Here is an 11,431-nt window from a genome sequence, read left to right as displayed (position 1 = left end):
CGGCGCGGTCAATTTTCATGATGGCCCGCTGCCCGCCTATGCCGGGCTCAACGCCCCGGTCTGGGCGCTGCTGAACGGGGAGCCGCGCCACGGCATCACCTGGCACCGCATCGCGGGCGGCGTGGACGAGGGCAATATCCTTGCGCAGCGCATGGTCGAGATCGTCGAAGGCGAAACCGCGCTGACGCTCAATACCAAGTGCTATGCCGCCGCGCTCGACAGTTTCGGCGAGGTGATGGACGCCCTCGCTCAGAACCGCGCCGAGGGTAGACCGCAGGATCTTTCCCGGCGCAGCTACTTTGCCCGTGATGCGCGCCCCGAGGCTGCGGCGCGGATCGACGTCACCCGGTCGGCGGCCGAGATCACGCGCCTTGTGCGCGCGCTCGACCATGGCGAATACTGGAACCCGCTGGCCTCTCCGAAGCTCGAGACCGGCCGCGACATCCTGCTGGTGGGCAGCGCCGAACCCGTCGATGGCGCGGGCGCGCCCGGCGAGGTTCTGGAAGTGACCGGAGGCACCACGACCATTGCCGTTGCGGGCGGCGCCGTGAGGCTGGGCGCGATGCGCTGTGTCGATGGATCGCCCGTGATGCTCGCCGATCACCTCGCGGCGGGCGACCACCTGCCGATCCCTGGCGGCACCGCGGCGCTTTCCGCCGCGATGGCCGCCGCGGCCCCATCTGAAAGCTTTTGGCGCAAGCGGCTTGCCGACATGCATCCGGCGGCGTTCTCGTTCCACCCGGTTTCGGACGGGACGGGGGCGACCCTGAGGCGGGTCGCCGTCCCCCCGTCCTTGACCGCGTCCCAGGTCCAGGCCCGGTTTGCCATGCTCGCCCTGCGCAAGGGCGAGGGTGGCGCGGTGGATCTTGCGCTTGCCATGCCCGTGGCCCATCCTGGCTACCTTTCCCCCTGGGTGCCCGTTTCCATCGACCCTGACGGCAGCGTTGCCGAGGCCGAGGCCCGGTTCGCGGCCCGGATCGAGAAGGCCCGCGCCAAGGGGCCTTTCGCGGGCGACCTGCCTGCGCGCCTTCCGGGCCTCTCCGGCCTTGTCACGCCGGATTTCGCCATCGGTGCCGCGCCCGTGCCCGGGGCGGCCCTGACGCTGAGCGAGGATGGAACTGAGCTCACGGCCGACCCCTCGCGCGTGACACCCGAAGAACTGGACCTGATCGCCCTGCGGCTCGAACATGTCCTGTCCGCCGATCCGGAAACGCCGGTGGCGAGCCTCTCCATTGTGCCCGAGGCCGAGCGGCGCAAGCTTGTCCATGACTGGAACGCGACCGAGACCGATTTTGACCGCGCATCCTGCATCCACCAGATGTTCGAGGCACAGGCGGCACGAACGCCCGAGGCCACCGCGCTTGTCTTCGAGGGTGACCGTCTGAGCTATGCGGAATTGAACGCGCGGGCCAATCGCGTGGCCCACACGCTGGCCGGACTGGGCGTGCGGCGCGGCGATCTCGTGGGGCTCCATGTCCGCCGGTCGGCTGACCTGCTGATCGGGGCCATCGCCATTCACAAGGCGGGTGGGGCCTATGTGCCGCTCGACCCCGATTACCCGGCCGACCGCATCGCGCTTTACGTCGAGGATAGCGGTGCCGCCGTGATCCTGACCGAGGCCGCGCTGACCCCGCACCTGCCGCCGCATGCGGCGCAAGTGCTGGAAATCGACCGCGATCCGCGCATTGCATCGGCCCCGGGCACCAATCCCGACAGCGGTGTCACCTCCGCTGACCTCGCTTACCTGATCTATACTTCGGGCTCCACCGGGCGGCCCAAGGGCGTGATGATCGAGCACCGCAACGTCTCGAACTTCTTCACCGGCATGGACGCGCGCATCGACCACGAGGCGGGCGGCGTCTGGCTGGCGGTGACCAGCCTTTCCTTCGACATCTCGGTGCTGGAGCTCTTCTGGACCCTCGCGCGCGGGTTCACCGTCGTCATCTCGGGCGATGAGAACCGCACGCTCGTCAGCAATGGCCGCATCGGCCAGACCGGCCGGGGGATGGAGTTCAGCCTCTTTTACTGGGGCAATGACGATGGCGTCGGGCGCGACAAGTACACGATGCTGCTGGAAGGGGCAAAATTTGCCGATCAGAATGGGTTCTGCGCGGTCTGGACGCCGGAACGCCATTTTCACGCTTTCGGCGGCCCCTATCCCAACCCCTCGGTGACCGGGGCCGCGGTGGCAGCGGTGACGAAGAATATCGGGGTGCGCTCCGGCTCTGTCGTGGCGCCGCTGCATCACCCCGCACGGATCGCCGAGGAATGGGCGGTGATCGACAACCTCACCAACGGGCGCGCCGCGCTTGGCATCGCCAGCGGATGGCAGCCGCATGATTTCGTCCTGCGCCCCGAGAACACGCCGCCCAACAACAAACCGGCGATGTATGAGGCCATCGACACCCTGCGCGCGCTGTGGCGTGGCGAAGAGGTGGAATTCCCGCTGGCCGATGGCACGCCGCACAAGGTGCTGACCCAGCCCCGCCCGGTGTCGAAGGAACTGCCCATCTGGGTGACCACGGCGGGCAACCCCGACACCTGGCGCGAAGCGGGAGAGATCGGGGCCAATGTGCTGACCCATCTTCTGGGCCAGTCCATCGACGAGGTGGGCGACAAGATCCGCATCTACCACGATGCGCTGCGCGCCTCGGGCCGCAACCCGGATGACTTCACCGTTACCCTGATGCTGCATTCCTACCTTGCGAAGGACCGCGAGGAAGCGCGCGAGGTCGCCCGCGGCCCGATGAAGGATTACCTGCGTTCGGCGGCGGGCCTCATCAAGCAGTTTGCCTGGGCATTCCCCGCCTTCAAGAAGCCCAAGGGCGTCAATAACCCGATGCAACTCGATCTCGGCATCCTGTCGGAAGAAGAGCTGGAAGCGATCCTCGATTTCGCCTTCGAGCGCTATTTCAACGACAGCGGCCTCTTTGGCACGGTCGAGGATGCGCTCGACCGGGTGGAGCAGCTCAAGCGCATCGGCGTCGATGAAATCGCCTGCCTGATCGACTACGGGATCGAGCGGCAGAAGGTGCTCGACGGGCTCAGGCCCATTGCCGAGGTGCTGAAACGCGCCAACCAGGGCGATGCGCTGGCCGAGGATGATTTCTCGATCGCCGCGCAGATCATCCGCCATGGCGTGACCCATCTGCAATGCACCCCCTCGATGGCGCGGATGCTGGTGGGCAATGACGAGGCAAGGATGGCACTGGCGCGCGTCAGGCACCTGATGGTGGGCGGCGAGGCGCTGCCCGGGTCGCTGGTGGCCGAGCTTCAGGCCGCAACAGGCGCCCATATCGAGAACATGTATGGCCCCACCGAAACGACGATCTGGTCCACGACCCAGACCGCGACGGGCGGGGACGGTATCACCGGGGTCGGCCGGCCGATCGCGAATACGCAAGTCTACGTGCTGGACGAAGCAATGAGCCCCGTGCCCGTCGGCGTGCCCGGCGAGCTTTTCATCGGCGGCGAGGGCGTGGCGCGCGGCTACTGGCAACGGCCAGACCTGACCGCAGAGCGCTTCCTCGACGATCCGTTCAAACCCGGCAATCGCATCTATCGCACCGGCGACCTCGTGCGCTGGCGCGCCGATGGCGGGCTCGATTTCCTGGGCCGGGCCGATCACCAGGTCAAGCTGCGCGGCTACCGCATCGAGATGGGCGAGATCGAAAGCCAGATCGACGCGGTGCCCGGCGTGCGCCAGTCCGTGGTGATCCCGCGCGAAGACGTGCCGGGCAATGTTCAGCTCGTGGCCTATGTCCTCGAAACGACCCCGGTCGATCAGGCAACGATCCGCGCGCATCTGGCGGCGGAACTGCCCGCCCATATGCGGCCCGCGCATATCGTCCGGCTCGACGCCTTCCCGCTGACACCCAACAAGAAGATCGATCGCAAGGCGCTGCCTGCGCCGCGCCAGCGCAGCGCGACGGTAGCGCAATCGAACGTGACCCCAATCAGCGCCCAGGCCGATACGGCGGGACGCATTGCCGCGATCTGGACCCGGATCCTGGGGGTCGAAGGGATCGGCCCGCAGGACCACTTCTTCGACCTCGGCGGGCATTCGCTGCTGGCGGTGCAGGCGCATCGCGACATCCGGGCCGAGCTTGGGGCCGAGCGTCTCTCGATCACCGACATCTTCCGCTTCCCCGTCCTGTCGGCCCTCGCGGCAGAGGTCGACCGGTTGACCCGGGGCGAACAGCAGGAACCGGACCCGCAGGGTCCGCCCCCGACCTCCGAGCGGGCGATAACCCGCACAGAGGCCATGTCGCGTCGGCGCCAGATGCGCGCGGCCCGGGCAGGGAGGGGCTGAGATGTTCCGTGACCTGATCGAAACCAGCTGGCGCGGGGGCCTTCTGGGCTATGGCGAGGCGCGGGTGGAAGACGCCCACGGTTTCTGGCCTGGCGAGGCCCCGGCGATGGCGCGCGCGACACCTGCGCGCCAGGCCGAGTTTGCCGCCGGTCGGGCGGCGGCCCGCGCGGCCATGCGCGCCGTGGGGATGGTGCCTTACGCGATCCCGATGGGCAGCGACCGTGCGCCGGTCTGGCCAGCGGGCGTGGTGGGATCGATTTCCCACAGCAACGGGCTCTGCATCGCCGTGGCAGCGCGCGCACGCGCGCTCTCCGGTCTGGGTATCGACATCGAGCCGCTCGATCCGCTGCCCGAAGAGCTGTGGCCCGACGTGCTGACCCCGACCGACCGGGATTGGCTGATGACACAGGACGCCGACCTGCGCGGCGGTTACGCACGGATGATCTTCTCGGCCAAGGAAGCGACCTACAAGGCGCTTTATCCAAGGACGCGCCGCATCGTGGGCTTCGACGCGATGGACATCCTGCCCGATCTCGGGGCAGGGCGCTTCCTTGCGCGGCTCAACACCGGGTTCGGGCCGATCGGGGCCGGAATTAGCCTGACAGGGCAGCTCTTTTGTGCCTCCGGCCTGGTCTGCACGCTGCTCGCCCTGCCGCGCGGGGCGGAATGTGGCGCAAATGTGGCGGGAAATTCGATTCCGGAAACGGAATGTTTTTCAGAGATTTCGGCCTGAGGCTTGGAAATTCGTCAAAAAATCTCCTAAATTGGGGCAAGGTTATGGCGGCTTGGGGGCGGCCGTTGCCACAGTTCGTCCCAGTGTATCGGGGCCACAGTAAAGATTGCGAAAAGTGCCATGATCGCGTCAGCCCTCGAAGGATTCCCCGCAATGGGTCCGATTTCATCGCTCAGGGATATTCCCCGCATCCTGATCCGTCGGATCTGGGTGATCTTGCTCATTCTCGTCATCGGGCTTCCCCTGGTGCTGCTCTACACGCTCAGCCAGCCGCGCGTGTACGAGGCCACCGCCGTCGTCCAGATCGAGGCGGCGCAGGTGGTCGAACGCCTGACCAGCCAGTCGGGCGGCGGGGCCACGGGCACGATCAATCCCAACAGTGAGCTTGAGCTGATCGAGCAACAGCTGATGTCGCGCGACAATATCGCGACGATCGTCGAAGAATTCGGGCTCTTCACGCAGATCCCCTCGCTGACCGAGCGGGTTGGGCTGATGCGCGGCGCAGTGGAAATCAACCAGCTGATCGACGAGGCGCAGGCCTGGCGGCCCGACGTCCAGCCCTCAGGGCTCGTGATCATCGTGCGCCTTGCCGACCCGGAGATCGCCGCCGCGGTCGCCAACACCTTCCTGGCCCGCGTGTTGGACGAGGCGCAGGAACGCACTTCGGGGCGCACCGCGCGCACGCTCGAATTCCTCGTGTCCGAGGAAGAGCGCCTGACCGCCGAGATCGAGGCGCTCGAATTCGAATATGCCGATTTCCGGCAGGAACATGCCGGTGCCCTGCCTGCGGCCATCACCTCGCAGCGCACGCAGCTCAGCCGCCTGGAAGAAAGCCGGATCAGCATCGAGGAACAGATCATCCAGCTGGAAAGCGAAAGCGGACGGCTTCTGGCCGAGGCGCGCGAACGCCAGCAGGCGCTGCTTGCGCAGCGGCTGGAGCTTGTGACAGGCGCCATCGCCGATCTGGAAGCCGTGATTGCCACCGCGCCCGAGATCGAGCGCCAGATGAACGTCTATGACCGGCGGCTGGAACAGTTGCAGGGCGAGCTTGGCGTCATCACCGAACGGCGCGCGCAGGCGGCGATGAACCAGCTTCTGGAAAGCCGCAACCAGGCTGAACGCTTCGAGGTTCTGGAAGAGGCGATTGCGCCGGAATACCCGGTCTCGGCCAGCCGCCGCAAACTGGCCATGGCCGGGGGCGTCCTGGTTGGCTTCCTCGCGCTTGGCGCCGCCCTGGCGCTGGAGGTCATGGATGGCCGCCTGCGCAGCCCGCGTCAGTTCGAGAGGGAGCTGGGCGTGCAGCCCGTGGTCTCGATCCCCAACCTGCGCAGCCAGGGACAGGTCCGGCGGGGCCGGTTGCTGTTCATCGGCGCGCTCACGGCGGCGGCCGTGGCAGGCGTGGGTTATGTCAGGGGATGGTTCCGGACGCTGTCAGAGAGGCTGCCCTTCATGCCCGCGCGCGAACCCGCGATCGTTCTGCGGCGGACCAACCGACCCGGCTAAGCCCGGTCAGGTGCCGTAGCCGTAGCCCGGATCGTCGTCCAGTTCGGCCTTGTTCATGACCACCCCGAGGATCGGCAGGTCGTCGCCAAGGCGGCGCTGCACCTCGCGCACGTCTCGCGCCCGGGTTTCGCCGCCGCCCACCACCAGAAGCACGCAGTCGAGATGCGGGCGGAAGGCCAGCACGTCGTCCATCGCAAGCGCGGGGGGCAGGTCGTAGAGCACGAGATCAAGGCCAAGGTCGCGCTGCATCGCGGCCAGCCGCTCGGCGCTGGCAGGATCCTGCAACAGTTCCGACGCATAGGCCTCGGGTCGGCCATTGATGCCAATGGCCATGCGGTCGCCGATATTGAGCATGTTCGGCCCGAAGACCGAGAGATATTCTTCGACGGTGATCTCTCCGCGCAGGAAGTCGGCGGTCGCGGGCATGTCGCGCAGGCCGAGCACGCGGGCCAGGCCCGGGCGGCGCAGGTCGAGGTCGATCAGCGCGGACCGGACATCGGGCAGGCGCGACAGGCTCACGGCAAGGTTGATCGCGGTGAAGCTCTTGCCGTTGCCCTCGTTGGGCGAGGTGATGCCGACGCGGCTCCAGCCGTGTTCGATCATGGCCTGCTTGACGCGGGTGCGCAGCACGTCGAAGGCGGCATGGACCGGGTCATGACGGCTGGCGGTGATCACCAGGTTGCGTTCCAGCCGCGCGGGTTCCACCGGGATCTTGGGCAGGCGCGACCAGATGTCGGACGCAGGCTGGCGCGGGGCCGTTGCGGGGGCCGGGCGCGTGGTCGGCTCGGACTCGCCCGCAGGGGCAGGGGCCTCGGCCTCGGTCGCGGCCTCTTCTTCGTCCAGCGTTGCCCCCTGCGTCAGCGCCTCGCGCAGGCGACGTTCCAACGCGCGGCGACGCCGCTCGCTGTCGGTCAACCCGTCGGGGCCGGTCTGGGGTGCGTTGCTGCTCATCTCTCGTCAGGTCCTGATCTTGGCCCCATCTCCGGGGCAAGCCCTATTAAAACCGTTAAACTTGGCAGAATTAAGCCCTTTTTCGCCGTCATATCCCGAAGAGCGCCCGGCTGTCCAAGGCGCGATCGAGAAACGCCTCGCGGTCGGCTTCGGGGCTCCAGCCGAGCACCTGCTTGGGCAGGCTGTTGTCGAAGCGCGCGAAATGCCCGCGAGAGCGCCAGTCCGCCAGCGACGCGCGCAGCGCCGATTTCCGCCCGAGCGCATGGCGTTTCAGCCCGTATTTCACCGCGTCGGCCATCCACATCGCGGTCAGGTTGCCAGAACGCACCCGCAGCCGCGCGCCAAGGCGCGCGTGAATGGCGTCGAAGTAATCGCGCCCGGTTAGCATCGGCTCCCCGGTCAGGTTGAAGCTCTGGCCAAGCGCGGCCTCGGTCTCCATCATCGCGATCAGCCCTTGTGACAGGTCATCTGCCAGCACGAAGGGCAGGATATTGCGGCCCTTCCCCCAAAGCTTCACCGCGCCCGCCCCGTGCCAGCGCCCGATGCCCCAATGCTGCAAAGGCCCGTCGCCGCCCACAACGATACCGGGGCGCGCGATGACCAGCGGCAGGCCCTTCTCGCGGTGCAGCGCCGAAAGCTGCCGTTCGCATTCCGCCTTGGACCGCGCATAGAGGTTGCGGTTCTCGATATCGCCAAAGCCCGTCGCCTCGGTGATGACGCCCTTGGGGTCCGACATGTCATAGGAGGCGATCGTGCCGGTATAGACCAGCCGCCTGACGCCCGCTTCCAGTGCGGCCTCTCCGATGCGCAGGGCGGTACCCACGTCGTTCTGCAACGCTGCGTCCCAGGTCGTGTCCATCGACTTGGCCAGGTTGTAGACCGTGTCGATCCCATCCATCGCCGCCGCGATGCCCGCCCTGTCCGACAGGCTGACGGGCACGGTTTCCACGTGGTTCGCGATGTCGGGGAAGGGGCCATGCGCGCCACGCGACAGCACCCGCACGTCATGGCCCTTCGCGACCAGAGCCCGCGTCAGGTTGCGCCCGATATAGCCGGTGCCACCGATGACCATGACACTCGGCCTCGGGATGCCGGTCACGACCGCAGGGGCGGGGGGAAGGCTGACCTTGGCCAGACTGTCGTCGATGGCCTGCATGACCCGGACAGCCGCATCGCCCCCGAAAGGCCCCGCGTCGCCGCCGTAGATCGCATGGGCCATGCCCCGGAAACTTTGCCCATAGGGCGACTTGCGGTTGAGCGAGGCGGCCTGGGTCACCGCGTTGCGCAGCCCCTCGCGCAGATGCGCGCCTGCCCCGGCCAGCGCCTTGCCAAGCGGATTGAGCACCAGCTCGGCGGTATTATCGCCCTGCGTCACGAGCGTATCGGCCGCATAGTCGAGCCGCGCGATCCCCGAGGACCCGCGCAAGGTGACGCTGCGCTCGTCCATGGTTTCGACCATCGACAGCGTGATCGTCACATCCACATCGCCCGCGCGCGCCAGGATGCGCCAGCTCTGGTCGCGGCTGTCGCCGCCGGGCAGGGTCACGGACTGGCCGGTCACGACCGACAGGATGTCGAGCGGCCCGAAGAGGTCCACCGCGAAGGAAAACGGGTGCGGTCCCAGTTCCAGCAGCAGGTTTTGCGGCGCCCGCATCAGCCACAGCCCGTATGGGCCGGAGCGCAGCGGCGCCAGCGGCAGGCACCAGGTGATCCGCGCCTCGGCGATGCGGCCAAGCTGGCCGTCTGTCACCGCGCGCTTCAGCCGCCCATAGCTGGGAAGCCCCAGGAAATTATGCCCGGCAGAGAAGCGTTTGCCGGTCTTCTCGGCCGTCTCGGCAATGGCGCGCGTGTCGCTGGCCGACAGGGCCACGGGCTTTTCGACCAGCACGTCGAGCCCTGCTTCAAGGCACTGGATCGCTAGCGCCTTGTGCAGGTCGGGGGGCGTGAGGATATGCACCGCGTCGCAGGCCCGCGCGGCGATCATTTCCTCGACCGAGGTAAAGACCTGCGCGCCATGGGCCGCGGCCAGGGCCTCGGCTGCGCTGTGGCTGCGGTCGCAGATCGCGCGCAGCTCAACGCCCGGCGTGGCTTTCAACGCCTCTGCGTGCCAGCTTGCGATATATCCTGCGCCGATCAGGCCGATACGGAGGGTGGGGGTCTTCAAGGGCTCTCTCACTTGTATTCGATGATCCGCATCGACCGCCCGCGCAGCCGCCGCGCCCAGAAGGTCGCCATGCCCAAGAGGTTGGGGATCTTGGCCAGGGTCAGGAAGCCCGCGAAGCGCAGGGCGGTTGCAGGGGCGATTCCGTCGCGCAGTAGGCCGCGCAGGGCACTGGCATAGGACCCGGCATAAAGCGCCAGAACGCCAATCGTCACCCAGGGTGTCGTGACAAGTCCCGCCAGAGCGACGGCGGGCAACATCAGGCCGAAGACATAGACCCGCGCCCGTTCCCGGGCGAGATGGGCACCGTGCAGCACCCCCAGTTGCGCGAAACCGTGGCCATTGCGCACCGAGCGCCGCCACCATTGGCCAAAACGGTGCATGTCGGCATCGTGCCGGGTCATGTTGCGGGGAATTCGCATCAGCTTGTAGCCCGCCATGCGCACGCGAAGGCAGAACTCGTCATCCTCGGCGGCAATGACCTCGTCCTTGAAGCAGCCGGCCGCCTCGTAGGCGGCGCTACGCACCAGCATGTCGCCGCCGCAGGCCACGATCGGCCCCGCCGGGCGATACCATTCGTGGTCGCACATGGCGTTGTAGATGCTGGCCTCGGGATGGATTTCACGCCGCCAGCCGGTGACAATGCCCAGGTCGGGGGCCGCGCGCATGACGGAAAGCGCAATGGACAGCCAGTCGCGTTCCAGCACGCAATCCCCGTCGATGAACTGGATGAACTCGGGCAGGTCGCCGATCTCGACGGTGAAGGTCTCCTCGGTCGCGCGCAGGGCATCGACGCCCGCGTTGCGCGCCCGCGCGGCGGTGAAGGGGATCGCCATGTCAAGCTCGACCACCTCGACACCCTCGGCGCGGGCATGGGCCACGCTGTCATCGGTCGAGCCGCTGTCGACATAGACCACGCGCTCCACCAGCCCCTTCACCGAAGCGAGCGCATTTTTCAGCCGCGCGCCTTCGTTGCGGCCAATCAGGACAATGGCAATGGCATCGTTCATGACGAGGTCTCCGGTCGTTTTTCCCCGGGCAGCTCGGCCCCGGCGCGGAAGAGCCGCGCCAGCCGCGCGGCCTCCGTCGTTGCGGTGAACTGGGTCTCGACCACCGCGCGGCCCGCCTTGCCCATCCGGGTGCGCAGGGCGCCATCGCCCAGGACCTGGAGGATCGCGGCCCGCAGGGCCGCCCCGTCCCCCGGCGGCACCATCAGTCCGCTCACCCCGTGCTCGACCAGTTCCCCCACGCCGCCCACGGCGGTTGCGATGACGGGCAGGCGCGCGGCCATCGCCTCCATCAGCACAACGGGCACACCCTCGGCGAAACTGGGCAGGACCAGAGCGTCGTGCTCGGCCAGGAGCGCGGCGACCTCCGCCTGAGAGCGGTATCCGGCGAAGATCACGGCACCGGCCAGCCCGCGCGCGGTCACTTCGGCCTCCAGCGCCGCGCGGTCAGGGCCATCGCCCACCAGCGTCAGGCTGAGCCCCGGCAGCGCGCCCCGTGCCTCGGCAAAGGCGTCGAGCAGCACGGGCACACCCTTTACCGCATCGAGCCGTCCGACGAAGATCAGCCGCGTGCCGTCCCGTGCCCCGGTCGTGTAGCGCTCCGGCTCCACGCCGCAATGGATGATCTTCAGCTTCGGCCAGTGCCCCCGGTCGGACCAGAACATCGCCTGGCTGCGGCTGAATTCGCTGATGCAGGCAACAAAGCGGGCGCGGGCGATCTTTTCATCCAGCCGCCAATGCTCCGGGGCAAAGAAGATATCGGG

At 67.7% G+C, this 11,431-nt stretch carries 7 protein-coding genes; 3 read left to right on the top strand and 4 right to left on the bottom strand.

Going from position 1 to position 11,431, the window contains the following annotated elements; all coding sequences use genetic code 11:
• From ACEQXV_RS16075 to ACEQXV_RS16065, 3 genes are all read left to right on the top strand, one after another.
• Positions 1 to 4,312, top strand: a 4,312-nt coding sequence (locus tag ACEQXV_RS16075) for a MupA/Atu3671 family FMN-dependent luciferase-like monooxygenase (protein ID WP_370270000.1), incomplete at its 5' end; no start/stop codon positions are given.
• A gap of 1 nt (position 4,313) precedes the next feature.
• On the top strand, positions 4,314 to 5,045 hold the full coding sequence (locus ACEQXV_RS16070) for a 4'-phosphopantetheinyl transferase (RefSeq protein WP_370251481.1): 732 nt from the start codon (positions 4,314 to 4,316) through the stop codon (positions 5,043 to 5,045).
• Between the two features lie 153 nt (positions 5,046 to 5,198).
• Positions 5,199 to 6,548 carry a Wzz/FepE/Etk N-terminal domain-containing protein gene (locus ACEQXV_RS16065; RefSeq protein ID WP_370269999.1) on the top strand — a complete coding sequence of 450 codons (1,350 nt, stop codon included), beginning with the start codon at positions 5,199 to 5,201 and terminating at the stop codon, positions 6,546 to 6,548.
• A gap of 6 nt (positions 6,549 to 6,554) precedes the next feature.
• Here ACEQXV_RS16065 and ACEQXV_RS16060 read toward each other — a convergent pair whose 3' ends face one another.
• From ACEQXV_RS16060 to ACEQXV_RS16045, 4 genes are all read right to left on the bottom strand, one after another.
• Positions 6,555 to 7,499, bottom strand: a complete 945-nt coding sequence (locus ACEQXV_RS16060) for a CpsD/CapB family tyrosine-protein kinase (RefSeq protein WP_370251479.1) — start codon at positions 7,497 to 7,499, stop codon at positions 6,555 to 6,557.
• 88 nt (positions 7,500 to 7,587) lie between these two features.
• Positions 7,588 to 9,663, bottom strand: a complete 2,076-nt coding sequence (locus ACEQXV_RS16055; protein ID WP_370269998.1) for an NAD-dependent epimerase/dehydratase family protein — start codon at positions 9,661 to 9,663, stop codon at positions 7,588 to 7,590.
• Between the two features lie 8 nt (positions 9,664 to 9,671).
• Positions 9,672 to 10,670, bottom strand: coding sequence for a glycosyltransferase family 2 protein (locus tag ACEQXV_RS16050; protein ID WP_370251477.1), 999 nt, complete (start codon positions 10,668 to 10,670; stop codon positions 9,672 to 9,674).
• A partial coding sequence (locus tag ACEQXV_RS16045; RefSeq protein ID WP_370269996.1) for a glycosyltransferase family 4 protein occupies positions 10,667 to 11,431 on the bottom strand: 765 nt, incomplete at its 5' end. The genes ACEQXV_RS16050 and ACEQXV_RS16045, both read right to left, overlap by 4 nt.

Origin of the sequence: Nioella sp. (assembly GCF_964229645.1) — a bacterium.
Taxonomy (GTDB): Bacteria; Pseudomonadota; Alphaproteobacteria; order Rhodobacterales; family Rhodobacteraceae; genus Nioella.
Note: the sequence above shows the minus strand (reverse complement) of the source record. Positions and strands in the feature narration are given on the sequence as shown.

Coding starts and splice junctions, on each gene's coding strand:
- ACEQXV_RS16060 (WP_370251479.1), bottom strand. CDS start 7,499: ATGAGCAGCAACGCACCCCAGACCGGCCCCGACGGGTTGACCGACAGC.
- ACEQXV_RS16050 (WP_370251477.1), bottom strand. CDS start 10,670: ATGAACGATGCCATTGCCATTGTCCTGATTGGCCGCAACGAAGGCGCG.
- ACEQXV_RS16065 (WP_370269999.1), top strand. CDS start 5,199: ATGGGTCCGATTTCATCGCTCAGGGATATTCCCCGCATCCTGATCCGT.
- ACEQXV_RS16070 (WP_370251481.1), top strand. CDS start 4,314: ATGTTCCGTGACCTGATCGAAACCAGCTGGCGCGGGGGCCTTCTGGGC.